The sequence below is a fragment of the Paenibacillus sp. D51F genome, from assembly GCF_053345695.1.
This window is the reverse complement of sequence record NZ_JBKFAO010000003.1, coordinates 423,302-447,924: the sequence shown is the minus strand read 5'-3', so window position 1 is coordinate 447,924 and position 24,623 is coordinate 423,302. Positions and strand designations below refer to the sequence as shown.

Annotated in this window: 26 protein-coding genes and 1 riboswitch; of the genes, 2 read left to right on the top strand and 24 right to left on the bottom strand. The window is 57.0% G+C overall.

Annotation, left to right across the window (positions count from 1 at the left end; genetic code table 11):
• Position 1 precedes the first annotated feature (1 nt).
• The 16 genes from ACLBWT_RS08640 to ACLBWT_RS08565 all read right to left on the bottom strand — a co-directional run bounded on the left by ACLBWT_RS08640 (position 2) and on the right by ACLBWT_RS08565 (position 15,466).
• On the bottom strand, positions 2–631 hold the full coding sequence (locus ACLBWT_RS08640) for a hypothetical protein (RefSeq protein ID WP_447662651.1): 630 nt from the start codon (positions 629–631) through the stop codon (positions 2–4).
• 15 nt (positions 632–646) lie between these two features.
• On the bottom strand, positions 647–1,831 hold the full coding sequence (locus ACLBWT_RS08635; RefSeq protein ID WP_447662650.1) for a hypothetical protein: 1,185 nt from the start codon (positions 1,829–1,831) through the stop codon (positions 647–649).
• Positions 1,832–1,967: 136 nt separating this feature from the next.
• Positions 1,968–2,258 carry a WXG100 family type VII secretion target gene (locus ACLBWT_RS08630; protein WP_447662649.1) on the bottom strand — a complete coding sequence of 97 codons (291 nt, stop codon included), beginning with the start codon at positions 2,256–2,258 and terminating at the stop codon, positions 1,968–1,970.
• A 71-nt stretch (positions 2,259–2,329) separates the two neighbouring features.
• Entirely contained in the window at positions 2,330–2,680 is a 351-nt protein-coding gene (locus tag ACLBWT_RS08625; protein WP_447662648.1) for a WXG100 family type VII secretion target, read from the bottom strand.
• Positions 2,681–2,694: 14 nt separating this feature from the next.
• Positions 2,695–6,615, bottom strand: a complete 3,921-nt coding sequence (gene essC, locus ACLBWT_RS08620; protein ID WP_447662647.1) for a type VII secretion protein EssC — start codon at positions 6,613–6,615, stop codon at positions 2,695–2,697.
• Entirely contained in the window at positions 6,612–7,445 is an 834-nt protein-coding gene (locus tag ACLBWT_RS08615) for a DUF5050 domain-containing protein (protein WP_447662646.1), read from the bottom strand. Before ACLBWT_RS08615 ends, essC begins: the two co-directional genes overlap by 4 nt.
• 12 nt (positions 7,446–7,457) lie before the next feature.
• Entirely contained in the window at positions 7,458–7,694 is a 237-nt protein-coding gene (locus tag ACLBWT_RS08610; RefSeq protein ID WP_048749324.1) for an EsaB/YukD family protein, read from the bottom strand.
• 18 nt (positions 7,695–7,712) lie between these two features.
• Positions 7,713–8,210 (bottom strand): hypothetical protein, encoded by a 498-nt coding sequence (locus tag ACLBWT_RS08605; protein ID WP_447662645.1) that lies wholly within the window; start codon positions 8,208–8,210, stop codon positions 7,713–7,715.
• Positions 8,211–8,225: 15 nt separating this feature from the next.
• On the bottom strand, positions 8,226–8,705 hold the full coding sequence (locus ACLBWT_RS08600; RefSeq protein ID WP_447662644.1) for a hypothetical protein: 480 nt from the start codon (positions 8,703–8,705) through the stop codon (positions 8,226–8,228).
• 15 nt (positions 8,706–8,720) lie between these two features.
• Positions 8,721–8,918, bottom strand: a complete 198-nt coding sequence (locus ACLBWT_RS08595; protein WP_447662643.1) for a hypothetical protein — start codon at positions 8,916–8,918, stop codon at positions 8,721–8,723.
• A gap of 159 nt (positions 8,919–9,077) precedes the next feature.
• On the bottom strand, positions 9,078–9,959 hold the full coding sequence (locus ACLBWT_RS08590) for a hypothetical protein (RefSeq protein ID WP_447662642.1): 882 nt from the start codon (positions 9,957–9,959) through the stop codon (positions 9,078–9,080).
• Positions 9,956–10,942, bottom strand: coding sequence for a hypothetical protein (locus ACLBWT_RS08585; RefSeq protein WP_447662641.1), 987 nt, complete (start codon positions 10,940–10,942; stop codon positions 9,956–9,958). The genes ACLBWT_RS08590 and ACLBWT_RS08585 overlap by 4 nt, the downstream gene beginning before the upstream one ends.
• Positions 10,920–12,389: an ATPase, T2SS/T4P/T4SS family gene (locus tag ACLBWT_RS08580; RefSeq protein ID WP_447662640.1), complete on the bottom strand. Its 1,470-nt coding sequence runs from the start codon at positions 12,387–12,389 to the stop codon at positions 10,920–10,922. Before ACLBWT_RS08580 ends, ACLBWT_RS08585 begins: the two co-directional genes overlap by 23 nt.
• Before the next feature lie 14 nt (positions 12,390–12,403).
• The gene (locus ACLBWT_RS08575; RefSeq protein ID WP_447662639.1) at positions 12,404–13,231 is read right to left on the bottom strand and encodes a hypothetical protein; all 828 of its coding nucleotides are present in this window, start codon (positions 13,229–13,231) and stop codon (positions 12,404–12,406) included.
• On the bottom strand, positions 13,204–14,088 hold the full coding sequence (locus ACLBWT_RS08570) for a hypothetical protein (protein ID WP_447662638.1): 885 nt from the start codon (positions 14,086–14,088) through the stop codon (positions 13,204–13,206). The genes ACLBWT_RS08575 and ACLBWT_RS08570 overlap by 28 nt, the downstream gene beginning before the upstream one ends.
• A gap of 1 nt (position 14,089) precedes the next feature.
• Entirely contained in the window at positions 14,090–15,466 is a 1,377-nt protein-coding gene (locus tag ACLBWT_RS08565) for a hypothetical protein (RefSeq protein WP_447662637.1), read from the bottom strand.
• Positions 15,467–15,607: 141 nt separating this feature from the next.
• Here ACLBWT_RS08565 and ACLBWT_RS08560 point away from each other — a divergent pair, with 141 nt between their 5' ends.
• Positions 15,608–16,036 carry a prepilin peptidase gene (locus tag ACLBWT_RS08560; protein WP_447662636.1) on the top strand — a complete coding sequence of 143 codons (429 nt, stop codon included), beginning with the start codon at positions 15,608–15,610 and terminating at the stop codon, positions 16,034–16,036.
• A 360-nt stretch (positions 16,037–16,396) separates the two neighbouring features.
• Here ACLBWT_RS08560 and ACLBWT_RS08555 read toward each other — a convergent pair whose 3' ends face one another.
• From ACLBWT_RS08555 to ACLBWT_RS08525, 7 genes are all read right to left on the bottom strand, one after another.
• Positions 16,397–18,001 (bottom strand): phosphotransferase enzyme family protein, encoded by a 1,605-nt coding sequence (locus ACLBWT_RS08555; RefSeq protein ID WP_447662635.1) that lies wholly within the window; start codon positions 17,999–18,001, stop codon positions 16,397–16,399.
• Between the two features lie 5 nt (positions 18,002–18,006).
• On the bottom strand, positions 18,007–18,843 hold the full coding sequence (locus ACLBWT_RS08550; RefSeq protein ID WP_447662634.1) for an effector binding domain-containing protein: 837 nt from the start codon (positions 18,841–18,843) through the stop codon (positions 18,007–18,009).
• 168 nt (positions 18,844–19,011) lie between these two features.
• Positions 19,012–19,371, bottom strand: a complete 360-nt coding sequence (locus ACLBWT_RS08545) for a fluoride efflux transporter FluC (protein WP_447662633.1) — start codon at positions 19,369–19,371, stop codon at positions 19,012–19,014.
• A complete protein-coding gene (gene crcB / locus ACLBWT_RS08540) occupies positions 19,368–19,772 on the bottom strand; it encodes a fluoride efflux transporter CrcB (protein WP_447662632.1) in 405 nt (134 codons plus the stop codon). The genes ACLBWT_RS08545 and crcB overlap by 4 nt, the downstream gene beginning before the upstream one ends.
• A 71-nt stretch (positions 19,773–19,843) precedes the next feature.
• A riboswitch (Fluoride riboswitch) is annotated at positions 19,844–19,903 on the bottom strand.
• Between the two features lie 214 nt (positions 19,904–20,117).
• Positions 20,118–21,065, bottom strand: coding sequence for an LLM class flavin-dependent oxidoreductase (locus ACLBWT_RS08535; protein ID WP_447662631.1), 948 nt, complete (start codon positions 21,063–21,065; stop codon positions 20,118–20,120).
• A complete protein-coding gene (locus ACLBWT_RS08530) occupies positions 21,062–21,406 on the bottom strand; it encodes a hypothetical protein (RefSeq protein WP_447662630.1) in 345 nt (114 codons plus the stop codon). The genes ACLBWT_RS08535 and ACLBWT_RS08530 overlap by 4 nt, the downstream gene beginning before the upstream one ends.
• Positions 21,407–21,846: 440 nt before the next feature.
• Complete coding sequence (locus ACLBWT_RS08525; RefSeq protein ID WP_447662629.1) at positions 21,847–21,945, bottom strand: YjcZ family sporulation protein; 99 nt, start codon at positions 21,943–21,945, stop codon at positions 21,847–21,849.
• A 333-nt stretch (positions 21,946–22,278) separates the two neighbouring features.
• On the opposite strand from ACLBWT_RS08525, the gene ACLBWT_RS08520 reads away from it, so the two are divergent.
• Positions 22,279–22,806, top strand: a complete 528-nt coding sequence (locus tag ACLBWT_RS08520) for a hypothetical protein (protein WP_447662628.1) — start codon at positions 22,279–22,281, stop codon at positions 22,804–22,806.
• A gap of 192 nt (positions 22,807–22,998) precedes the next feature.
• On the opposite strand, the gene ACLBWT_RS08515 is transcribed toward ACLBWT_RS08520, so the two are convergent.
• Positions 22,999–24,579 (bottom strand): SagB family peptide dehydrogenase, encoded by a 1,581-nt coding sequence (locus ACLBWT_RS08515; RefSeq protein WP_447662627.1) that lies wholly within the window; start codon positions 24,577–24,579, stop codon positions 22,999–23,001.
• Positions 24,580–24,623: the final 44 nt, after the last annotated feature.

Below are 24,623 nucleotides of genomic sequence, written 5' to 3'. Positions count from 1 at the left end.
GCTAGGCGCCCGATCCGAAGCTGCCCTTTGCATCCGTCGGATCCCAATCGGGATCATCTACCTTGCTCCAAGCGGAATAAATCACCAGCAGAACATAAATGGAAACGGGAACAAAGGCGAGGGTGAGAAGGAGAGGCAGCTTGCCCGAGAAACTCTGACCCAGAATATTTCCCAGCGAATAGCCGAGAATGCCTGCGGCTCCCGCGCCCGCGAGCCCGATCGTATAAATGATCCGGCCGGTTTTTGTCAGAGGATTCGCCGCTTCCTGAAAAATGAACCTCCGGAATTTCAACCCGACAAGAGCGCAAACGACGTTCAGCAGCAATAGTCCCGCTGCAAGCAGCAGCCCCCCGTCCCAGACCCTCCAGACGATCCCCAGCATGAAAAGGACAAACAGATTGAATTGGGAGATGCCGAAAATCACTTTTCGCTTGCGGGATTTCTCCAGCGTCCGGGTTCTTCTCATGATCAAGACAAACGCCATGTTCAGCAAACCTGCCGTAATGGCGAACGAGGCCGTCCGCGCCGACCAGTCTGGAATGACAGACATGAGCACCGCGCCGACAAGAGGTACGAAAAAAGCAGCGTACAAGGCATTGGAGCCCTGGATAGGCGTAGCTTCGCGCGGCATCGATGCGCCTCCTTGCTAAAAGAGTGATTTGAGTCCGCCGACGAGCGAGCCGGCTGCCTTCCCGACCAGATCAGCGGCTTTGCGCCTTCCTTCTTCAAGGATCGCATCTGTGGCTTGCTTCGCTTTTTTGACGCCTGTTTCAATCGAGCTGCGGACGGCATGAGCGGCGTCGCCTACAACCTTGCCGGTGAACTCCGCGCCTTGCTTCAAGGCTTTTCCGGCTGCCTTCACCCCTGCGACGGTTCCCTCGATGCCCTTATTGAGCTTGTCTTTGGTCCAATCCTTGATCGCCTTGCCCGTATCGGAGCTCATGAATACGCCGACACCCAATCCGACGAAAAATCCGACAGCGGTTCCAAGTCCAGGAACGACGCTGCCGAAGGCTGCGCCGGCCAGAGCGCCTGCTCCCGCACCCGCGGCGGCGCCCAGCGCGGTCGTTCCGACCATGACCGCCGACTCCACGACGAGATCGGAAGCGAACTCGGTGCTGGCCAGACCGTGGTTCCTGTTCTCGCCCCAGCCGTAGCTGTAGACGCTTCCTCCCAAGGTTAAGGCGGCTCCCAGGATGCCTCCGCCTTTAAGGGAGTTTTTCCAGGCGCTTTTCTTTAAGATATTGTAGTTGCTCGACAAATCGCCTTTTATAGCTGTCTTAGGGTCCATATACTTTCCGATTTTGCCGTTGTCATAGCGGTACCGGGTCCCCATCAGATTTTCTTTATTGCGCCATTTGATGTATTGCCTGCCCAGGAACCCTTTCGGAGTTTTAGAGCCGTATACATGGACATAATCGCCTTTGACCTGAAAATGGTAGCCCTGCATGGCGGAGTATGCGCCGATGACGACCTTGTCGAACAACCCCCAGGCGTTCTTGTACATCTTCACGGTTTCCTTCGACGCCGCATACCCCTTCGACCGCTCCTCCGCCATTTTGTATTCGGCCGCGATCTCCCTGAGCGTATTCATCTTGTCCGTCAGCCGGTCGCCGATGGAAGTGGCCATCCGGCCAATCTCCGCCATCGCCGATTCCGCGCTTCTGGCGCTGGACTGGACATAAGATTCGGGATACGCCGACTTCGTGCTGCCGACAATGCCGCCGACGGACCGGGACAAGCCTGCCGCGACCGGCTCGAACGACTTCTCCAAGCTTTTCATGCCTGCGGCCAATTTGGATACGCTGTCCGGATTTACCTTCAGAATCACAAGCCTGCACTCCTTTCCACAAGCTGACCTATCTATATGCGATCGAATTCGCCGTCATGGCGCCGTTCGCTCGTTTTCGGAGGAAAAGCGTGATGGAGGGAGACGGGCTCCCTCAGCACGCCGATGAAGAACATGATTACTTGCGAAGCTGGCTGGCGATATCGCGGTCGCTTTGTTCCTTGATTTCGGCGACCTTCTGCAGGGAAGTGCTGATGTTGTTCACGCACTCGACGAGCTTGTCGAGGCTTGGCTTCAGTTGGTTGAACTCGTCGACGAAGGCTTTGGCGGATTCGCCCTGCCACCAGCCTTCCACGGATTTGATCTCGCGGTCGAGCTGATCAACGACGCTTTTCGCGTTCTGGCCCTTGTTCTTGATCGAGCTTGCTACGCTTCTCGCCTGCTCGGGGCTGAATGCCTGGTTTGCCATTTGGATTCACCTCCTTTCAAATGGAATGCCGCATCTTCCTCTGATCAGCAGCGGGAGCTGGGCCGGAGCTTCTAGCGGCGTCCTGCCGACTTGCGCGCCTCTTCCTCGCGGCGCCGCTGCTCCTGCTCCTGAGCCCGCCTCCGCTCCTCCTCGAGCTTGCGGCGGCGCTCGTCGTCGGCGCGCTGGACATCTCCGGCGAGCCCTTTGAGGCTGCTTTCCAGGCCATCCATCTTGGCCAGCAGGCGGCTGATGTCGGCCTGGATCTCCTTGTAGGAATCCGTGAATGCCTTGCCCGCTTCCCCCTGCCACCACGAGGATGCGGCGGATACCTCCGCCCTGTAGCGGGCTTCCGCCCGCCTGATTTCATCGGCGGCCGCATTCACGGCAGCGGCGTTGCCGCGGATCTCCGACGGTGTCGGCATGTCCGGCGCCTCCTTTACTTTCCGGACAGGATCGCTGTCCTCAGTCCGGTGAATTTGTTTTTTACGACCAGATACCCGTCGCCCGCCTCCAGCTCCTTTTCCTGGCTGCCATAAGGAATTCGGGCGTTGTAGAGGCTCTGGTCCTTGAGGCTGCCGAGCAGAATGCCCGTCTGCTCCTCTCGGATCGCCTTCCCTAGGCTGTCCCAGTTGTTCGCGAGCTCCGAAGTCGTATCGGCTGCCAGCACGGCGACCTTCATGCCGCGCTCCTGCTTGACGATCCGCTCCAGCAGCTCCTTGAGCGCGTATTGATCGCCTGTTGTGAACTCCGAGAGCCGGTCGATGACGAAGACCAGCAGTTTCCATGAAGCCATGAGAGCGTCCGCATCTCCGCCGGAGCGGCGGACGGCGAGCAGCTGGGACCTGCGTGCGGCCAGATCTTCCTTGAGCTCCTCCGTGAATGCATGCATATCCCCGATCTGGGACAGATCTTCCACCCCCGGCCTGGCGAGCAGCGGATATAATCCCATCGAGCTGGAATCCTGCACATACACCTGCATGCCATCATCGCCGAGGCGGCGGCGGAGCATCTCGATCCAGGACACGAGCAGCGTGCTCTTGCCCGACATCGGATCGCCGGCGACCATGACGACCGGAGTCGCGGCCAGCTCGAGGCTCACCGGCTGCAGGTCGCGGTCGGCGAGGCCGATCGCGATCCGGCCTGCTGCAGGGGCATCGGCTTTCCCGCTATTGAGCTCGTCGATGAAGATCCGCGCCGGCATCATCGGAATCGGCTGCGCGCGGCTGATCAGGCCGTCCTCGGCAAGCCGGCTGAACTTCCCGATCAGGACATCGCTGCCAAGCCCGTCCCATTCCGGCATCGCCGTCTGGAACTCCAGCGGCGGCGTTCCGCGCACGAGCGCCCGTCCCGGCACGCGGGCGGGCACGAGCCCTTCCGTCCGGCCCACGATGCCGTCATACTCGCTTTTGTCTGTCAGCTGGAGGCTGACGGCCATCTTGAAGTTGACGGCGAACTTGTACCGGACAAGCGCCGAGTTGGTCGCGGTGACGACCATGTAGATGCCGTACTTGAAGCCTTCGCGGGCGAGCACGATCATTCTGTCGTCCACAGCCTCATAGGTTTCCGACAGCGCGAAGTAATTGTCGATGACGACGGCGACGGCGGGCAGCCTGCCGCCCTTGACGCGGTAGTCGGCGAAGCCGTCGCTGCCGGATTCCTCGAACAGCCGCTTGCGCTCCTCCATCAGGCGGAAGATGTAGAGCATGAACTGGCTGATCCGGCTCTCCTGCTCCAGCGTCATCAGCCCGCCGCAGTGGGGAAGCTTCTCCAGCGCCTTGAACGAAGAGCCGCCGAAGTCCAGCATGTAGAGCTGCGCTTCTTCCGGCGTATAGGACAAGGCGATGGACAGGCACAGCGTCCTCAAAAGCATTGTTTTGCCGGTTCCAGGCGCTCCATACACGAACAGGTTGCCTTCGGAGGCGAAGTCGACGACAAGCGGCTCCTGCAGCTGGCCGCGCGGATCGTCGAGCAGTCCGACGGGAACGGCGAAGATCGGCTTGCCGGCCGTCCATCTTCCGCTGCCGAAGGCAGACGCGGCTTCTTCCGGCAAAATCCCCTTCAGGTCGAGCTCCTCCGGCAGCGGCGGCATCCACGGACCTTCCAGCGGCAGGATGCCCCCCTCCCTTGCCGTCGCTACGATATGATCGACCATCGCCTTGAGCTGGCTCGGCAGCTCCTTCCCCGCGATCTTTTCCTCCTCCAACGGATAGATCTGCTCGGCCCTGCCTCCCGGACCCAGCTCGTAGATCCGCTTGACGCGGTTCTCGCTGCGCAGCATCTCGCCCTCGGGATCATAGTCGGCTCCGGAGTAGGCAGACTGGAAGAGCTCGAAAATCTCGTCGTTGCCGACCTGGATGTAGGCCCGGCCCGGCTCCTTGATCATGGCCGCGTCCGGACGCTTGATGACATCCTTGCTGTCGGTCTCGTCCTGGACCTTGAGGCAGATCTTGAACTTCGAGTTGCTCCAGATCTGGTCGTCCACGACGCCGGCCGGCTTCTGGGTGGCCAGAATCAAGTGGACCCCCAGGCTTCGGCCGACGCGGGCCGTGCTGACGAGCTCCTTCATGAATTCAGGCTGGTCCTGCTTGAGCTCGGCGAACTCGTCGGCAATCATGACCAGATGTGGAATAGGAGGCATGCCGCCCCGATCGTCCAGACTGTAATACAGCTTCTGGTAGCGGTCGATGCTGTTGACTCCGTACCGGGAGAACAGCCGCTGGCGCCGCTGCAGCTCGCTCTTGATCGAGAGCAGCGCACGGGTCGTCTGATTGCCTCCGAGGTTTGTGATCGTGCCGACGAGATGCGGCATGCCCTTGAACACATCCGCCATGCCGCCGCCCTTGTAGTCGATCAGGACAAAGACGATGTCATGCGGATGATAGTTGACCGCCAGCGAGATGATGATGCTCTGCAGCAGCTCGCTCTTGCCCGATCCCGTCGTGCCGGCGACGAGGCCGTGCGGGCCGTGTCCCGTCTCGTGAAGATCCAGGTTGAACAGGGAGCCCCCGCCCTTCACGCCGATCGGCACGCTGATGCCTTTGTAAGTCCGGTTGCGGCCCCAGCGATCTGCCAGATCCACCTCGCCGGCCGTGCGGGCGCGCAGCAGCTCAAGGAGCGTGACGGAGGCCGGCAGGGAGAAGCTCGCTCCGTTCTCCCGCAGCCGCAGCGGACCCAGCCGCCTGACCGTCTGCTGCAGGCCCTTGTCATTGAGCTTGTCCGGGCTGAACAGGATTCTGTCGCCGCTCTCCCGGTCCGCCAGCTCGCCGGTCTTGCCCTGCAGCGTGATGACGGTCCGGCAGTTCATCGGCAGGTAGGCCTGGTTGCCGGCGAGGAACACCGACGAGACGCCCAGGTGGCCGCAGCGGTTGAACACGTATTTGTTGATCGGCTCGTAGTCGAGCAGAGACGCATCCTCGACGACGAAGACGTAATGCGGCAGCGTGGAGCCGCCGACCGTGCGGAGCTCCCGGTCCTTCAGGACGGCGTACAGGTCTCCGAGCGCCTGGTGGGCGACAGCCTTGCCGCACAGCAGATATCTCGTTTCCATGGCGTCATCCCACAGATGCGGCACGAACTTCAGCCAATCCCACTTCGCGGCGCCGTCGTCGGCGGCCAGCACGACGATGCGGACGTCGTCGTAGCCGTGATGCGTGACGAGCTGCAGCAGCATGAGCCTCGCCAGCTCCAGCGTCTTGCTTTCCTCGCCTGCGATTCCGCAGATCTCCGACCCGGCCAGATCGACCGCCACCGGCACGTCCCGCACCCGCTCGAATTCGAGCGCCAGCCGCTGCGGCTCCATCTGCAGCGGATCGCTCTCGAGCAGGATCGCCTGCGGGCTGTGCTTGATCGTCATCGAGAGCGGCACGTTGCCGAGGCCGAGGCGCAGAGACAGAAAGTCCGGGTACGAGGACGTCCTCTCCCACAGCTTGCCGTCCAGGCTGCCGATCCGCTGGAGGCAGACGGACGGCTCCGGATGCAGCTCGTTCATCGCCTTGGCCTGCTGCTCGCTGGCGATCGCCAGCTCGCTGCGCCGGTCCGCGATGAACTGCAGATACTTGCTCTCGCGCTCCTTCTTGCGGTTCTTGTAACGGCGGATCTGCGATGCGGCCCCCGTCAGCGAGGTGACGAGCGTAACGGCCGTCGTCGCGATCGAGATCAGCAGGAACATCGATTGCGACGTCAGCGCCAGCATGAACGTGATGACGAGCATGACCGCCGGCGGCGCGAGAATCGTGAACCAGGCGATGTCGGGCTTCTCCTGGGAGTACGGCGGATCGGGAATGGCGACCTCTCCCCCCGGCATATCCGGCATGAAGCGAGGCTGGCGGCTGAAGGCATGCAGGCTGTTCTTCATCATGCCATCATGCCTCCATCCTGCAGCTCGACCCGCGAGGCTTGTCCCCCGAGCAGCGACATCCGGCTCCAGCCGGATCCGTCCCGGAAGAACAGATCGCCTCCGGCGATATGCAGGCTCGCGGCCCGTTCGCCGCAGATGCGGATGCTCCGGCGCTGGGCGGGATCGATCCGGTAGATCGTGCCGCCGTTGCGAAGATTGGCGACATACAGATAACGTCCGTCGCCGACGATGCTGCCCGCTTCGATATCTTCGAAAGTCTCCGCCACGGCTCCGCTTTCCCTATCGACCAGCGTCAGCGTACCGCGGTTGTCGGGATCGCCGAAGGCAATCCAGCCGCCGATCGGAACAATCGCGCCGCAGCGGCAAGCCGATAGCCGCTCCCGCTGCTGCCCGTCCGTCCGGATGACATGAATTCCTGTATCCGCGCTGAAGCAGATCCGGTCCTTGTCCACAAGAAAGCCGCGCGCCTGGTCGTCCGTCAGCCGTGCTTCTCCGCTGCCGTCGATCCGGCAGCGGTACAGCCGCAGATCCTTCTCGTTGATGTAATAAAGCCATTCCCCTTGCAACGTCAGACCGCTGCAGGGAGTCTCGGACAGCATACGGCCGCGGCCGCTCGCTGGATCGTACGCGCATAACGCGCCTCCGCGCAGCTGGTCGCTGCCGTACACGGCATCCGCTCCGGCGTTCATGAACCAGAGCAGGCCGTCGATCCGGGAGACGCCGCCGGACGGATCGAGGCAGCGCGTCCCGGCATAGCGGTCGACATCGCTGATCCAGACTCCGTTCCCCGCCTGCAGGACGAGTCCTCCATTTGCCAGATTTCCCTGCACCTCGTCACCTCCCTATATCAGCGTGAGCAGAGCTCCGTGTCCGACTCCTTCTTCCTCCAGCGTGCGGCGCCCGTCCAGAATACGCCCCAGCGGCTCCGCCTGCAGCCTGCCCCCCTGCCCGGCATCCAGCTCCAGATTCAGCGCTTCGTCCAGCATGGCGAGCAGCTCGCCGGCCGTGACGAAGGCCGGGATCTTCAGATCCACGGCAGGGCGCCTATCCGCCTGGAAGGTCACCATGATGTAGTCCATGCAGAAGCTTCCTTTCCGTCAATTCTTCACCGACAGCAGCAGCTCGCGGTCCATCTTCATCCGGTAAGGAGAAGTCGTTCCTGCCCCGCTTGCCGCTCTCAGGTACTTCGTTTTGAACCGGTAATCCGATTCGGCCGATACCTCCACCTTCGTCACCGTCCGCTCCGTCGAGGGATCCTCGTTCTCCGTGATGTCCAGAGTGACGACGATATCGTTCCACTTGCCGTTGTTGGAGCGGAAGCGCAGCGTATCTCCGGATCTGGAATCCAGCGAAGCGTTCATCGCCGCGCCGAAGGCCTCCGAAAAGTAATCCTTGAACCGTTCGGGATCGACCTTGGCGTCCAGATCGCGCATCGCCTCGTACTGCAGGCTGCGGTCCTTGGCGGACCGGGCTGCATTGCTGAGAGAGGTGCCTAGAGCAATCTTGTCCTTCATCACGAGGCTGATCTCCACCATGGGCTCGATCAGGATGGACGCGAGGATGACCAGCAGCAGCCCGATCGCGATATTGCGCATTCCCCTCAGTCCCGTCTAATCGAAATAGTAGGTCAAGTCCTTGTAATGCTTGAGGCCGACCGTCGTAAGCGAGAAGCTCACCGGCACCTCCTCCTCGATCTTCCTGCCCCAGACCGTGATGCTCAGCGGGTAGACGGCGCTCAGCGTCACCTTGACCGGCTTGCCTCTCTGCCTGTACGGCTTCTGGATCTCGGTCGCGTTCTCGTAGCTGGACTCGTCGTCGGAGCCGACGGCGTCGTAGTCGTCCGCATTGACGACAGTCAGCTTGATGTCGCCCGCCTTATCCCTGTAGATCGGCCTGTTCTTGAGCCGGTCGAGAGCATCGTCGTAATAGCTGCGCTTGACATAGTTGTCGCCCGCCGCCACCTGGGACAGATTGAACGTCTCCACGATGAGCGTCGTATACCAGGGAAAGAAGAAGACGAGATTCGTGAACAGCATGATGGCCACCGACACCAGCATCGTCGCCAGCAGGGCTTTGGCTATGCCGCGCATGGACTCACCCCGCCTTTATTTGATCAGATCATCGATCTTCTTGATGAACATGTCCCATACGTCCGACACCCAAGTGTTCAGGTTCTGGTTGATGATGGCGACGACGGCGCCGATGATGACGATGACCGCCACCGTGACCGCGATGCCCTTGATGCCGAAGTCTCCCGACTCCTCGCTCCAGAACGATTGTTTCTTGACCGGCTTCTTATCCATGACCGTTTCCCCCAGTGAAATGAATGATATCTATAAATGAAACTTGAAACCCGATTAAGAGGCCGCCGTGCAGGCGGAATGTCTGTCGATTGCAATGGTTGAGCATCAACCGAAGAATGACGGATGGGTCCTGAAGAAGAGGGCTTATGCCTGCCCGCATTACTGGAACATCTTGATCGAATCCAGAACCGTGAACAGATAATAAATGGCGATGTACACGATCAGCACCGCGATCAGCACCAGCTGCAGGCGGGAATTGCTCCGCTCGCGGCGCTTGAGATCGTCTTCCAGCGCGATGACGCGGAACTCGTCGACCTCGTTCTTGAGGTACTCCATCTGCGAGATGTTGTCGTACCCTTTGAGCCGGGTCTCCATGATGTCGCAGAATTTGATGATGTAGTGCAGCGGCACCCGCTTCTTGAACTGCTTGAGCGCGTATTCCTCTCCATACTCGATATTGTCCAGCATGACTCCGAGCTCCTCGGCCATATCCGGATTGGCGCTCGGGAGGTAGTCCCGGATCACATCGGCGAGATAGATGTTGACGGACTTGGCGTACTGGTAATACGCCATGCTGTAGAATCCCGGAAAATCGAGCGCGATGTTGCGGTTCTTGCGCTCGATCTTCTTCTCCAGCTCGGAGGCCGGGTACAGCCATCCAAGGAAAATCAGCACGGCCGCCACGCACCCGATCAGCCGGTTGGCGCTCAGCGCCAGCAGCGTAATCAGCACCGCTCCTCCCGAATACAGCAGCTGCTCGACCCGGATCTCCGCCGGCTTCTTCGCCAGATCGAGCCGATCGATCAGCTTCTGCAGCCGCAGCCGCTCCGGCGAGCCCATCAGCCGGTCGGCATATCTGGCGGCCGTGCCGCTCTTGAACAGCTGGAACCGGGCCCGCCGCGCCTCGCTCCGCCGCTCCTTGAGCAGCCGGCGGGCCCGCTGCTTCTGCCGCCGGTTGACCGGTCGGAACATCGGATACAGGAACGCCTTGACGATGTACAGCACCGAGATCAGCGCGCTTATCTTGGCGATCGCGATCATTTGGCCCCACCGCCTCCCGGTCCGAGATTGCCCTGAAGCGCCTGGCAGCGGGCGAAGCTGATGCAGATGACGCTGATGAGCAGGGAGTTGATCATCTTGCCGGCTGTCGTATGGAGCATGAATTCCCGAAAGTCGGGCACCGACAGGGCGTAGAAGAAGAACAGGACGATGATCAGCGTCTTGAACAGGAAATCGCGGTTCATCTTGCGGAAGATCCGATCCTTGCGGGCGTTGATTTCCCGCAGCACGGCGTTCTCGTCGACGATGTCGAGGAAGATATCCGCCATCCCCTTGCGCTCGTTGTACTCGAACGTGATGGCCTTCTTCGTGAAGTTGTCGAACTTGGGACCGAGCTGCCGGTTAAGCAGCAGGATCGCCTGCTTGAATGAATAGCCGTTGTTCTCGCAGTTGTCGATGAACTGCTGGAAGTAAGGCCGGAGAGCAGGCCGGATGTATTCTTCCGTCGCCATCACCTTCTTGATCGCGATCAGCACCCCGTCGCGCGCCAGCGGGCAGATGATGTCCTCGGCGTCCATGATCGCCTCCAGCCGCTCCGCCTTGATCGACTTGGACTGCATGACGAAGTAGGTCAGCAGCCCGATGAAGATCGAGATCGTGACGACGGCCGACAGCGTCACGTTCTGCATGAAGAACACGATCAGGAGCGCCGTCAGCGCGATCAGGATGCAGAGGAGGGAGGTGAAGCTCTCCAGCGTCAGCGGCAGCCGGAAGTCGAGGATCAGCTCCTCTACCAGCCGGTTGTATTTGGTGAACACGTTCTCCTTGCGCCGCACGATCCGCTCACGCTTGATCCGCTCCACATAACGCCTGGTGTTGTAGCGGCCGAGATGCTCCGCCAGCGTGTCGACCAGATTCAGGACGAACCGGCCGGTACCCTGGAAGAAGCGGACCTCGAACACCACATTGAAGAGAACGAAGGCTCCGATGCCGAGAAACAGGCTAATGAGAAGCGTCGTATCCATCCGGCACGTACCTCTCTGTCTCGTTGTCGTCCGGCATCCGGGTCAGGAAGTCGAAGCGGCTGCGCTTGATGCCTGCTTTGAGCATGGTCTGCTGCACCTTGTCCGACAGCATTCCGACGCGCTTGTGCTTGCCGACAATCTTGAGCACCCGGTGCGTGCCCTCCTCCTCCAGCACATCCTCCGAGATGAACTTGTAGATGGGGTTCACGATCGGCTCCAGCCCCTCGGAGCCGAGAATCTCGGATATGGAGGTGACCTTGCGTGTGCCGTCAGCCAGCTTCTCTTGGAAGATGACGAACTTCACCGCCGTGCATATATTCCTCAGTGCCAGCTCCGCCGGCTCGTTGGAGGCCATCAGGTAAGCGGTCAGGAACCGGTAGATCGCCTCCCTGTCTCCCTCGGCATGCAGCGTGGTGAAGAAATAGTGGCCCGTCTGCGCGGCGCGCAGCGCGGTCGCGAACTCGCCCGGCGTCCGCAGCTCGCCCGGGCCGATCCAGTGGGGCGACTGGCGCATCGCATTGATAAGCAGATTCTCCATCGTCGCCGGGCTGGAGTCATCCTCGTCCGGAACCGATTCGTACTGGAGCACGTCGTTGATGACACGGCCATGATCGGTGCCTCCTTCTCTGCGCAGAAGCCTCATCTCCGACGGATTCTCGATCGTAATGATGCGCGACAGCGGATTGATCTCCTTGATCAGCACCTCGTTCAGAGTCGTCTTGCCGCTGCCTGTCGGCCCGACCGTGATCCAGGAGAGATCCGCCTTGGGGATGAGCGACAGCAGCTTGAACATGTTCGCCGAGAACGATTCGTTCTGGATCATCATCTCCGGGGTCACCGACTTCTTGCTGAACTTCCGGATGACAAAAGCCGGCATGTCATAGGGCGAGATCTCCGCATGAGTCGCGTTGACCCGGAAACCCTCGATCGTGCGGGCGTTGACCATCGGAATCTTCGGGGTCAGCCTGACCTTGGAAACGCCGATCAGCTTGGAGATGATCCGCTCCATATGCTCCCGGTCGCTGAAGTGCTGATCCCAGGCGAGCGACTTGCCTCCGCTCTCGACGAAGATCTGCTCCGGGCCGTTCGCCCGGATCTCGTCGATTGCCGGATCCTCCATCGCCTTGGTGATCGGCCCGTAGTGGGTGATCTCGTCGACAAGCGCCTGCTTGAGCGAGAGCAGATCGTAATGGCCCTCGACCGTCGGACGCTGGGAATCGACGAACTCATTGATGTAGGACTTCGTCATTTCGCGCTTGCGTCCGGGATCGCTTTCGCGGCGGAACGCATGGGTCGCGATTTTGGTTATGTATTTCTGGCACAGCTCCAGCACCTCGTCGAAGGTGATCGTCGTATACTTGCTCTTCAAATCCTCCATATCCTCGGCGCCCTTCGCCTGATGGGACACCCTCTGCTGCAGCTCGCTGACCTTGGCGCGCGTAAGCATGTCGTTCCTCCTCCCTACCGGCTTCCGAGCAGATCGGCCAGCTTGCGCATCTCGCGCAGGAAATATTTGTTCATCAGCGTTGTATCCTTCACGTAGAGCTTGCCCTCCAGTACCCCGCCTGCCGCCCCCTTGACGAGCGGCAGCGCCGCTGCGATCTTGAGCCCGAAGTCGCCGAGCACCTTGTGGTCGAACGCCAGATTCTGCATGTTCATCAGGATGACGCTCGTGAACTTCGCGGTGCTGATGCCGATCGAGGAGGCGTAATCGAGCATCTTCATGATGTTGCCCGCGACGTCCACCCGCTCCGAGCCGGTGAAGAACCCGACATGGCAATACTTCATCGCTCCCACGCTGAGCTCCAGCGCCGGAATGTTCGGAATATCCAGCAGGATGATGTCGAACATGCCCTTGAGCGTCTCGATGACCCTCTCCAGGTGCTCGAACTCGAAGTCGAAATATTCCTCGATCAGGTCGTAGGGGCTGGGAGACAGCAGGTACAGCCGCTCATGCTTGGTCGAGATCAGCTCGTCGCGGAAGTCCGCCTTGTCGCTCTTGAGCACCCGGATCAGCCCGCCGCCCCGCTTGTTCGGCTTGACGTCGAGATACTGATAGAGATTCGGATAGAACGCCTTGAGGTCGACCACGCAAGTATTGAGCCCTTTCTGTGACAGCAGATAGGCCAGATTGCTGATGAGCAGCGCGTTGTCCGTGAAATCGCTCGCCGGCATGAAGCCGACGACGCTGTAGATCAGCCGGCTGTCCTGCAGCTCGGCTCCGACGAGATCGGTCGGGCTGAGCTTTTGAAAGACGCTTCCTAATTTCCGTTCTGCTTGTCGATCCATGACTCCACCTCGTTCTGCAGCGTCGGCAGCTGGTCCACGATCGCTTGGCTGTCGCTGCGGCTGAGGATCGTGATCAGCAGGGACTTGTTCTCCATGCTCTTGAACTTCGCATAATAGTTGATCTGATCGCTGGAGCCCTCCAGAAGCAGGGCTCTCGGCTGGATGTTCTTGAGGAAATCCTCGCTTTTCATGACGGTCTGGCGCTTGTCCTCGCTCAGCTTCAGCACTTCCTTATACACCTCGTAGATGGAGTGGCTGTTGCCGTTCAGCATATCCTTGACGACGATGCTGTCGAACAGCACCTCGGTTTTGGTCGTTTTGCCCTGCGAGACGCTGTAGATGTCGTTCGGATTGCCCGCCGCCGCCGGCTTGTCGACCTCGTACGATACCCGGATCCGGACGCGGTCGCCCGGCATCAGGATGTCGCCGCCCGCTTCGAGGAAGTTGTAGGGGAGCGTCAGCACTTCCTGCTTGTCGTCCAGCTTGTACAGCCATTCATTTTTTTTCGGCGCCTCGGCGCTCAGCTGATCCTTGTAGAGAACGCCGTTGCCGCGCAGATAATACTTGCTGAATTTGCCGACAGCCTCGCCCATCTGCTCGGCCAGCAGCATATCGTCGGTATACTCCTTTCGGATGATCGCATATTTCTGCAGCTGCTTTTCCGTGAGGACGGTATGGGCAGGAATGCCTCCTCCATCGCTGACCCGCAGCACGTCGACCGTATCCTTGGCCGCCTTGTTGGCATCGGTGATGACGACGAACGAACCGGCGATGACGGCGAGGCTGAACAGCAGCGCCATGATTTTCTTGAATGTGTTCCGATTGGGCGAAACGCTCTTGATCGTGCTCAAATCCATCTTACTTGGCTCCCTCCATCAGTCGCAGCAGCAGGTCTCCGAACGCTCTCTCGTACTCCTTGCCGGAATGGACCGCCGCAATATCGGTTTCAATCTGGGTGTCGAACTCATGGCTGAATGGAATGAAGCCGGCCGTCTTCATCCCATAGCCGAAGCTCTCGCTGAGCCCGGAGGAGAGAAGCTCGGCCGTCTTGTCCGGCGTGAACGGCTCTCCCTGCAGCCTGGAGCGGTCGTTGTATTTCGTCACGATGACCTTGGACTTGGCGTTCATGTACAGCGCGTCATCCCGGCTCAGCGCGACCTCCGCATTGCGCGCCGTGCTGAGCACGGCGTGGAGATTGTTCGGCACGCACAGCCCGAAGGCATCGACGTGGATCATCGCTTCCCGAAACGAAGGCAGCAGATCCATCGGCATATCCAGCACGATGAGATTGAACCGGTTCCGCAGCATCGACAGCAATCCGACCAGCTTGGCGCTGGTGCAGAACTGCTCGACCAGCTTGCGGTCCTGGAACGAATAACCGAGCGCCGCCAGCCAGAGATTGTCCTTGATCGGAAAGGCGGTAGTCAGGTATTCCTGAGGCCTCGCAAGAGTCCGGATCAAAGAAGCATTGAGATTCTCGTCCTTCTTGGTCTCCTCGTGAAAGCGGCTGAAATACATGTTCGAGCTGCGGTATTCCAGATCAAGGTCGATCAGGATGGCGCTCAGTCCCCGCTTCTCCGCTTCGCAGACGAGATTGACGGCGGTGCTCGTGATTCCGCTGCCGCGGTGTCCGGTCACAGCGACAACCCGGCTGATGCCTCGCCCGATGCCGTCGAATGCTCTGGAGAGGGGATCCTTCGCTTCAAGCGATGCCTCTTCCCTTGGTTTGGGCTTGAACCGGTCCAGGAATGATTTTTTGCGGGCAGGCGGCTCCGAATCGGCTTCCAGGCGCTGCTGAGCGGCAAGCTCCCGGTCGGTCCGGGCGGATTGTTTGCCCTTCCTGATGTCCGAGAGCATCTCGAAAGCCTGCCGGTACATATAGGCCGGGATGCGGGGATAGTGGCATGGGAGCGTGAGGATCTGCCCCGAGTACAGGCTGACAAGCGGCTCCATCCCTTCCAGCCGCCTCTCATGACGAAGCAGAAGCACCAAAAGGAACCCGGATGGCCGGTTGCGGGACATCCAGGCGGCGATCCGCTCCAGGTTCCGCAGGTCTGCTGCGGAATCTCCGGTCAAGGCGTCGTCTGTTACCAACAGGCCGCCGGCGTCAGGTCTCGCCTCTTCGAGGTAATTCAGGACGCTGCCCAGCAGGAGCTCGTCGACGTTGAGAATATGTTTGGGTTTGGGCGCATAGGCCGCGGCAAACCGGTGCGAGAGACCGGATACGAGCAACATGTTCAATCGAATCACCTGGCGTCATAGAATTCTATCTTTATGCAAATCTCTATCATTGACCCGGATCGGCCAATATGAGAGAATAGCGCCGTTCTTTTCCAACCAAAGCTTCAACATCTACAGATCCGAGGTGGCAAAGATATGCCTTATGTATTCATGGATGGATTCATCCTATTGCTGCTTCTTCTATGTTCCGTCGCGGATATCAGAAGGCGGCGGATTCCAAACGAATGGCTTCTCTTGCTGCTTCTGGCAGGCATAGGCCGTCAGTTTCTCTCCGGAACGCCTCTGGAATCCTTGCCTGGCATCCTGCTGCCTTCCTTGCCGCTGTTGCTGCTGCGCTCCTGGCTGGGGCGCGTCGGCGCAGGCGACATCAAGCTGCTGGCCGCGACGGGCGCAGCTGCGGGATGGCTGCTGAATCTGTATGTATTCCTGGCCGCATGTCTATTGGCGCTTGCCTGCGCGGCTTTGACGCGGATCGTCATGAGGCGGCGGATTGGCTCCGTACCCTTCGCACCGTTTGTTTTCGCCGCATTCCTTTCGTTATATGTACTTAAGAAAATCCTTTGACGGCAAAATTATGTATGTGATTATTTACCTTTAACCGTTCTTAAATTAGTTAAAACGACTTATTTAGTTATTTTTTCCTACATCCTAATCTCCACTTACCTAAATAAAGTCTCTTTAAAATGTAGATTATTCCTTTTATAAAGGTTTATTTTAATATCAATAATCATTTTTATCGCGGCAATCTGGCTTTCGACGGTTTTTTATCCAAATCCTTCTTATTCAGTTATTTTCGTCATGAAAATGAAGATAAAGAACTATTTTGTAAAAGAATAAGCGCTCATGGTCTCAACATTTTTTAGGTCCCTGGCAGGTAGACAAATAAAAGCGATCCTGCAAGGACAGGATCGCTTGAATTGCAATTCAGCTGAAAGTGGGCATGCTCCAAGCAAGAATAGCCATGTCGGCTGGCCCTTTGACCCCGTTCTGCCAGACGCTCTCTCGCTGAACGGTCTCTATCCGCCTGAAGCCGCATTCCGACAACAGGTCGATGACCTCTTCCTTTGCCATAGGCAGCTCCACTCGAATTTCCTCCACGTGGACATGATGGAACAAAAATGCTCCCAGCGCCCGAACAGCGTCGCCCGCCAGAGCGATCCATGCCTCCGCCGCTTCCCGCTCCTCCGGCCGATCCGGCAAGACGGCTGCAAGCAGCGCGGCCCGCGTTTTTTTATCGAAATGCACCGTCATCCATCCGGCAAGAACCTCCGGTTCATCCGGGCTCAAGATTCCCCACGATACGCTTTTACGCTTGTAGTAGTCCCGTTCCAAATGCCCGACGATGTTGCGTACCGCGTCCAGGCTTTGCTTGCGGTCCCGGTTGATGAGCGCATGAAGCGATTCCGCATGGCAGGGCTCGAGCTTCGCCAGCTCCACTGAGCTTCCGCCGAGCAATGGAAATTCTCCGAATGCGGCAGGCAAATTCAATCGGCCGACCGGTTTCTTGCCCAGCTCTTCCTGATCGGCCAGCCGCACCGCTCCCTGATGCAAAGCCGCCTTTTCTTGTCCCTTTCCCGCTCCATCGCCTATTTCAGATGCCTGTGCCTTTCGTTTCCCTGTCCCAGATACCTCGCCTATTTTTATCATCTTTGACTTTCTCGGTGTCGTTCCCAGCCCCGCTTCCTGGAACACTTCGTTCCGCCGAACGAGTCGGCGCGCACGTTCGCTCATCGGCTGCCCGCGCCGCTCCTGAAGCAGCAGCCCGACGAGGACAATCGCCTCGAACAGGCTCTCCTCTTTTCCGGTCATCGGATACTCGCTCAAGTAGGCGGAACGGTATGCCGAAGCTCTCCAAGGGTCGGCGAAGAAAGTTTTGTAGTAAACCAGCGTCCTTGCGTAGTCGAACCTCTGGTCCCCAAGCTGGCCGTTAGTCCAATCTACCGCAATATAGCGCCCCTCCCGCACTACGATATTGGCCAGATGCAGGTCCATGTGAATGACGCAGTCATTGCGGATCCCCGCGGACTCAACCAGCACCCGGAGCAGGTCATGGAGCTCAGGCTCGTCCCTGATGCCGGCATAGAAGTACTCATGATCCGCCAGCTCCGGCCTGGGAATGAAATCGGGCTTGTCCGCTGCTGCGGAAGCCCGGTGAAAGCCGGCCATCAGCCTGGCGCTCGCGGCCACCGTCTCCGCATCCGCCTTGACGATGGCATCCCCCTCATGGGCGGTCACCAGAACAGGCCACTTCTGTCCTTCTTCCTCCCCTTCGCTCAGCCCCCAGGCTACCGGCGTTGGAACGGACATTCCAAGTCCCTTCATCCACTCCAGCAGCCGATATTGGACACCGGCGTCTGGCCTGGCATCCTTGCTCCAGGTCTTCAAGACATATCGCGAGCTCCCCCGCGCGACTCCTGCCACCTTGGCCTCGAATCCCGATTCCATCGGGAACGGCCGATTTCCGGCCGGATCGAGAAGCAGCTCTTCCCATTCCGGAGTTGTTTGGCGCCATTCAATCCGTTGCAGCATTCCTATCATTCCGCCCCCGCCTTTTCCTCCCCCGCCGCAAGCAGAGGGATCATCAACTCGATTCGCCCGTCCGCACCGCCGAACCGGTCGTCGTACTTCTCGTACATGACTCCATTCGCCGGCGAGAGGCCAAGTCCGGGCAGCAGCTTGGAATAGATCGCTTCCCTCATCTCCCAGATCTTCCCCAGATCCTCCAGTTCAAACACTGCGTAGGTATAGGCAGGAATGGTCACAGCCGTCAACCCCTGCGGAACCGCTCCGGCATCCGTGGTCTCAAATCCCGCGATATAACCGAACACCCCGGATTCGCGCGGGCCGCCGGCTCCGATCAGCTCGTTCGGATTCACCCTGCCCGCAATCTCGTGAGCCCGCCGCAAAAAGCGTTCCCAGAGCTGTGGAATTCCATCTCCTTCCGCCAGCTGCCGGTCATCCCAATCCAGCCCCACGACCGTAAAGGCATCCTTGACGACGATTCTCGGCCCGTCCCGGAGATTACGGCTCTGCTGCAGCCTTTCTCTCATCGCCTCGACTTTGTTCAGCAGCTTGCCGAGCTCTTCCATTTGCCCTCGGATAGCTGTTTCACGCTGACTCAGCAGCGGCTCCAAGGACTCATCTCCATGCAGCTCTCCGCTGTCTTTCAGAGATTGGATCGTTTCCAGGCCGACTCCGAGCGAGCGCAGCCACATGATCCGCCGCAGCATGCCGAGCTGCTCGAACCCGTAATAGCGGTAGCGATTGTCCTCTCCGACGGCAAGCGGACTGAACAAGCCGATGGAATCGTAATGGCGAAGCGTTTTTGCCGACACGTCGAAGATGCCGGCCATCTGCCTGATTGTAAGCATTGCTTTGACCTCCATTCGATAGGGAGCCTCGACATCTATTCTAAAACATTGCCGCCGGGGGAAGGTCAATCATTTCGTCAGCTTCAACAGAATGGTCTGCAGCTCCTCAGCTCCGCTCGCTTAAACCGTCTTGGCAACCCTGCAGTTCCAGAAGTTCCCGCAGCATTTCTACCGCAGCAACATGCCAGCCGAATGGCCGGCCGCGGCGAGCAGCAGGCCAAGCACGACACTGACGGTCAAATACCCGAACAGCGGCATCCACTGCTTCATCCGCCCATAACCGACCAGCTCATACTGGAACGTAGAGAAGGTCGTATAGGCTCCCAGGAAGCCGGTGCCGAGCAGCAGGATCAGACGCGAATCCGAGGTCGCGCCGTACAGCAGGCCGATCAGAAGCGAGCCGGACAGATTGACCAGCAGCGTTCCATAAGGAAAGCCGGACGAGCTCCTCTTGCGGACAAGCTCGATCAGTACGAACCGCAGGATCGCTCCCGCGAAACCTCCGATTCCGATATGCACCCACGTCATTGACCTCGCTCCTCTCCCGCTTGCTTTCTTTCGAATGTTCCCAGCTTCATCCCGGCCATCGTCGCCAGGAAGCCTCCCAGCAGACTTCCAACCGCATACAAAGCGGCGGTCCCCAAGTGTCCTGTGCCCATCAGCTCCGTCATTTCCCGGGAGAAGGCCGAAAAGGTCGTGAAGGAGCCGATAAACCCGGTTCCGAACGAAGAACGCAAATGCGGATGGACGGTGAACCTTGTCATCGTCGCGGTGTAGAAAAAGGCGAGCATGAAACATCCCGCAAAATTCACAGCCAATGTGCCGAGCGGGAAGAGGGAGCCGCCGCCTCCCGTTCCGATCCATTCCCCCAGGCTGTAGCGCAGCAGCGCCCCCATCGTGCCTCCTATGCCCATCAGCAAATAAATCATTCTGACGCCTTCTTTCCATAGAATTGAATGCTCCGCATCGGGACAAAAAAATAGACTCCTACCAGCAAGCATCACTGGTAGGAGTCATCAGCCCTCGGGCGGTTACGGCGAACTCCATCGCCTCGCAGCGGCCGGAGAGCAACCTCTAATCCGGACTGTGCAGTTGCTTCCATCTTAGCTTCGGAAAATACTTTCCGTCAATAGCGTTTCGGCATATCCTGCACACAATTGCTGCCTCGCTCAGGACGTCCGTCTACGGCTGCCGAGCGGCACGAACAGCGTCGGCACCGACGTCGGATACCAGGCGAACGGCCCGCCCGCTTCCTGCTTTAATAATAAAACGAATTAAGCCATTGAGCATGTATGGGCAAGCAGCTCAAAAGAACGCAACCGTTTCCGATAGTCGGGAATCATCGTAACGACAATGAATTCATCAACGCCATACAAGTGAGATAACTGTTCGAGCTTTTTCTTTAGGCTCTCAGGCGTGCCTATCAGCAGCTTACGCTCCGAAAGCGGAGCCCTTTCCCCTGCGGAAGCTTCTTGTTGAAACAAAGCTGTACCCGAGGATGCCAGCCTCTCTGCCTCCTCCTCTGTTTCCGCGCAAACGACACCAACGGCAACGATCGCTCTCGGTACAGGGGAAAGAGCCGACGGAGTAAACGCTTCGCGGTAAGCTCTCAATACTTCCTCCCCGTCTACTTCGCTCATAAACTGGCCAAAAACATAACCTGTTCCAAACTCAGCTGCATAAGCCGCGCTCTTCTTATTTGTCCCTAGCAGCCACAGTTCTGGCGATACGGATGGAGTTGGGCGGGCGGTAATCCGACGTCCTTCGTATTCATAGCTCCCCTGCAATAACTCGGAAACTCCTCGGAGCAATTCTGGCATTTTCCAGACATTTTCAAGAAAGTTGTCACTGAGAGCGAGGCTCACTTCAGCAGAACCACCGGGCGCCCTTCCTAAACCAAGATCTACTCGTCCCGGGTACAAACTAGCGAGTAAATGAAAGGATTCTGCAACTTTTAGTGGCTTATAATGCGGCAACAGCAATGCCCCGGATCCGATACGAATGCTCTGTGTTTTTGCACCGATATGCGATAGAAGCACATCCGTTGAGGTGCATGCCAGCCCTGGCATATCATGATGTTCCGCCACCCAATAACGGAAATATCCCAGTCTTTCGGCTGCTTGAGCCAGCTCTACAGCTTGTCCCAGTGCGAAGGTTGCATCGACCTCATCAAAAACGGGGACCAAATCCAAAACACTAAGTTTAATCGGTTTCGCTGTCATAGGCGTCCTGTCCGAGGATTTCGGTAAAATTCAATCATATCGATAAACGTAACCCTGTATTCGCTCATTGCCTTACCCAAATCATGCATTCGGCCATGACCGTCTTCTTTGGAAGCGAATACGACGTCGTGCCGCACCTTATCCATGATGATTTTGCCAATGAACTGGTGCTCGTACTCTGCATACTTTTGTTTGAATTCCTCATTAAACTCCAATAAATCTTCGTAAGACCGCTCTAGCATCGCATTAACCAAAGTCAGCTCATTACCTTCCTTGAGGACTGCTACGTAATAATTGCCCCGATCATCCTTAATCAAATCCTTAAACAATTCAACATTCAAAGTAATTGACTCCCTTCATAACTCCTATGTAACAACACTATATCTTGCTCTTTATTCCTGTTCAATTGGTACATATACGATTAATTTCCGTTCCTATACCTTCCTGGCTTTCGATTTAAGCAGAATGGAATCAGTATTCCCCGCTCGTCCAGACAACAAACATACATGTACGTAAACAGACCCCAATGAATAAGAATAATCGGTAAGTAATCTTATCCAGGACCGTCAATTCGCTTCATCCACGTATAGAACTGGCGTCGGTCCAGTGATTGGCCTTGCACCATGTCGTTGCTTTCTCTCCGCTAGACCGAAAAGCGTTGACGAGCGTTTCCCATTTCTTACGAACATATTCTTTGGTCATAAAAAATCCTCCTCGAATGAGGAGGATTTTGTCATAGCCATGGAACGGATAGAAGGTGGGAAGGGTTTGACGCTAACGATTAGTACCAGAAAGATTTTGTGATGATAACCAGCAGAATGAACAGGACCAGAACGGCGGCTGGGCTTTTGAAAGCATCGCCATAACCAACTTCAGACATTGTTCATACCCCCTCTCGTTATTTATACCCTACTCTATGTTTCTAATCGTTGAGATGTTTGGACGGGCGGTAAATTTGTGCTGATGCTAGGGTCTCTAGCAGATTTATAAACTCCGCGGGACTCGGATTCCGGGAGTTATTCCGCTCATCCTTAAACCACGATTTGGCTAGTTGGGTCATTGACTGAAGTCGGGGAAACCGATCGGTCCGTGAAACGGAGCGAATACAGCCGTCCTATTCTTAAATGCCTAAGCTTGCAGCCCATTTTGTAGGGATAAGTGCCCTTTTATCGTTCAAAGCATACTGTAGAGTATGACAAAAAGGAGGCACGCCATGCTACGCAATCAATCTTATCTGCCACAATCGGCTGATATGCCCAAGTATTACCACCAAATGCAATCAAGCCCGACCCAGGCCAATTTGGGACCTCAAACTGTGTATAAGCAGCCTGCTCCTCACTCCTATCATTGCAGCGTTGATTTTAGTCAAATGCAGCACTTACCTTACATGCACGACTTTCATCACATGCATGATTTCCTTCCGATGCATGACTTCCACAACATGTATCACTATCATCCGATGATGGATGACATTCATCCGATGATGGACGATTTCCACCCGATGATGCATGAAATGTGGGATGAGCACATGTTCTTCGATGATCACATGTTCTTCGATGATCACATGTTCTTCGATTACCATCATCATCACGATGGATGGGAGCTCGAATCATTGGATTATCATCATGCTTGGCTTCATCCTATGACGTATGTGCATCCTCATCCACATCACTTCTGCATCCCGGTCACATGCCAACCAACTGGTGAACTGCAGAAGAAGGCAGCATTTCAACAGCCTTAAGGTTAAAAACGATAAAAAGGGCAGATTGAATTAAACGGGTACCCATACCACTGGACACTTTGAAAAAAAGTGGGCAGCGTGCGGGTACCTTTTTGCATACGGGGGTGACAGCGGAGGCGATAACATGAGTAAACATTCCTTTAGTGAGAGCGATCGCAACTTGCTCTCCAAAAGCCCACACATCAAAATCAATTATTGTGCTAAACTTCCCTCAAGCAGTGAACGACTCCGACATGGACCGATCGGGATTTGGATCAGACTCGTTTGTCCGAGCGGGGCTAATCCATAAAGCTCATTCATGGCACTAACGTCAAACCCGAGCAGCGGACGTCCTTCCATTCCGGATGCACAAGCAGCGAGCAGCAAGCGCTGAACCAGCATTCCCGTTTCCATTTGTTGAATCCGATAGCCGCGATAACCAAGCTCATCATGCAGATGTCCCAGATCGCCCGCCACATGAAAGCTCAGCGGAACCTGGAATAAGTTCACGTTATCCAAAGACATCCCATTCTGAAGCCACGGCCTTTGATCGCCAACCCTAACAAGCTGCAACGCATGCGCCATAACATCATAATGATAGGCACCATCAGGAATTCCTTCAACGCCATAAAAGCAGCCATATAGCTTTACGCGAGACATTGGACTCTGGATCGAACCATCCAGATCATTTCGATAGCGATAAGAACTCATACTCTCTTGCAATAGCGCCGCCAGAGTCGACTGACTCACTGCCTCCAATGCAAATTCATTTTCCGGCGAGTAGCGCTGCCTGCAAACCTCTGCTAAATCATACGTGAGTCCAGCTGCTTGAGGCAAAAAATGATCATCGTTTTGATGGACTGCCTTTTGCTCCCTTCCCAGCTGTTTAAATGAAAGGGAGGAATCCATCATGGATGCTTCATTAAGCTTGGTCAGCATCGGATAATCCAATACTTTTTTTGAGCGTATATAGTGATCATGCTCAAGGATTGGAAGCTCACTGCATAATTCTGCTGACGACATCCCAGTATTATTGCTGATATCATGGTGGAACCATTCCATACTTGAATGTGCCGCAAGCGGAATTACAGCATATACACTTTCCTCTGCCTCAGGCAGTCCAAGCAAATGGTTGAGGGCACGGTCAAGAAACTGAAAGTACACTCCCGCCTCGAAGTCAAAGCGCTTGGCCACCTCAAGCAGCTGGCCTATCACCAAACCTGCGTCCAGTCCCTGCAAACGATACGAGAAATTATAGTATTTATAAAAGTTTTTCCAAAAGAAAGTCGATACAAAAACAGCTGCGAAGCAGCTTGTTATGTCGCAACGATCGCCTAAGGCCTTGCCCACATAGGAATCAAATTGACCTTCACGCAATAAAATCAAACGATGATGAGCCGCATCATAATGATAAATACCGCTAGGCAATTCCTCCAGCTTCAAATACAAATAAATTTCGCTCGGATACAGCCCTCCGCCTGAAGGAACAAATCGCCTGCAAAGCTGCAATGAGCTTTCCCATCGCTCCCCCGTATATTGCTCAGTAACAGATTGACTAAGCTGTGCCAGACCGAAGGTGTACCAAAGAAAACACCCGATATCCCGAAGTGTCGGCTTCTCTATACCTTGCTTTCCCGTTAGCTTCAGCGGAACATCGGAAGCGAGAGGATATGCAGGCAAATGACGATACAGCTTATACGGCAGAGGCGCGTTCTCCCAATCAACCTCCACATCTTTTGGTTTCGTTTTGTCAGGCTCGTATTGCAACTGGTGCAAAAATGCCTTCAGGCTCATTTCTCCTCCTCCTAAGTCCAGCACAAGGAAAACCAACGTATATG

Bases quoted from the DNA above. Each gene is read 5' to 3' on its own strand.
- ACLBWT_RS08570 (WP_447662638.1), bottom strand. From the start codon at position 14,088: ATGGATTTGAGCACGATCAAGAGCGTTTCGCCCAATCGGAACACATTC.
- ACLBWT_RS08630 (WP_447662649.1), bottom strand. From the start codon at position 2,258: ATGGCAAACCAGGCATTCAGCCCCGAGCAGGCGAGAAGCGTAGCAAGC.
- ACLBWT_RS08525 (WP_447662629.1), bottom strand. From the start codon at position 21,945: ATGTCTGAAGTTGGTTATGGCGATGCTTTCAAAAGCCCAGCCGCCGTT.
- essC (WP_447662647.1), bottom strand. From the start codon at position 6,615: ATGATGAAGAACAGCCTGCATGCCTTCAGCCGCCAGCCTCGCTTCATG.
- ACLBWT_RS08520 (WP_447662628.1), top strand. From the start codon at position 22,279: ATGCTACGCAATCAATCTTATCTGCCACAATCGGCTGATATGCCCAAG.
- ACLBWT_RS08575 (WP_447662639.1), bottom strand. From the start codon at position 13,231: ATGGATCGACAAGCAGAACGGAAATTAGGAAGCGTCTTTCAAAAGCTC.
- ACLBWT_RS08555 (WP_447662635.1), bottom strand. From the start codon at position 18,001: ATGCTGCAACGGATTGAATGGCGCCAAACAACTCCGGAATGGGAAGAG.
- ACLBWT_RS08585 (WP_447662641.1), bottom strand. From the start codon at position 10,942: ATGGATACGACGCTTCTCATTAGCCTGTTTCTCGGCATCGGAGCCTTC.
- ACLBWT_RS08565 (WP_447662637.1), bottom strand. From the start codon at position 15,466: ATGTTGCTCGTATCCGGTCTCTCGCACCGGTTTGCCGCGGCCTATGCG.
- ACLBWT_RS08590 (WP_447662642.1), bottom strand. From the start codon at position 9,959: ATGATCGCGATCGCCAAGATAAGCGCGCTGATCTCGGTGCTGTACATC.
- ACLBWT_RS08595 (WP_447662643.1), bottom strand. From the start codon at position 8,918: ATGGATAAGAAGCCGGTCAAGAAACAATCGTTCTGGAGCGAGGAGTCG.
- ACLBWT_RS08545 (WP_447662633.1), bottom strand. From the start codon at position 19,371: ATGACGTGGGTGCATATCGGAATCGGAGGTTTCGCGGGAGCGATCCTG.
- ACLBWT_RS08610 (WP_048749324.1), bottom strand. From the start codon at position 7,694: ATGGACTACATCATGGTGACCTTCCAGGCGGATAGGCGCCCTGCCGTG.
- ACLBWT_RS08625 (WP_447662648.1), bottom strand. From the start codon at position 2,680: ATGCCGACACCGTCGGAGATCCGCGGCAACGCCGCTGCCGTGAATGCG.
- ACLBWT_RS08560 (WP_447662636.1), top strand. From the start codon at position 15,608: ATGCCTTATGTATTCATGGATGGATTCATCCTATTGCTGCTTCTTCTA.
- ACLBWT_RS08515 (WP_447662627.1), bottom strand. From the start codon at position 24,579: ATGAGCCTGAAGGCATTTTTGCACCAGTTGCAATACGAGCCTGACAAA.
- ACLBWT_RS08580 (WP_447662640.1), bottom strand. From the start codon at position 12,389: ATGCTTACGCGCGCCAAGGTCAGCGAGCTGCAGCAGAGGGTGTCCCAT.
- ACLBWT_RS08600 (WP_447662644.1), bottom strand. From the start codon at position 8,705: ATGCGCGGCATAGCCAAAGCCCTGCTGGCGACGATGCTGGTGTCGGTG.
- ACLBWT_RS08535 (WP_447662631.1), bottom strand. From the start codon at position 21,065: ATGACAGCGAAACCGATTAAACTTAGTGTTTTGGATTTGGTCCCCGTT.
- ACLBWT_RS08605 (WP_447662645.1), bottom strand. From the start codon at position 8,210: ATGCGCAATATCGCGATCGGGCTGCTGCTGGTCATCCTCGCGTCCATC.
- ACLBWT_RS08640 (WP_447662651.1), bottom strand. From the start codon at position 631: ATGCCGCGCGAAGCTACGCCTATCCAGGGCTCCAATGCCTTGTACGCT.
- crcB (WP_447662632.1), bottom strand. From the start codon at position 19,772: ATGATTTATTTGCTGATGGGCATAGGAGGCACGATGGGGGCGCTGCTG.
- ACLBWT_RS08550 (WP_447662634.1), bottom strand. From the start codon at position 18,843: ATGCTTACAATCAGGCAGATGGCCGGCATCTTCGACGTGTCGGCAAAA.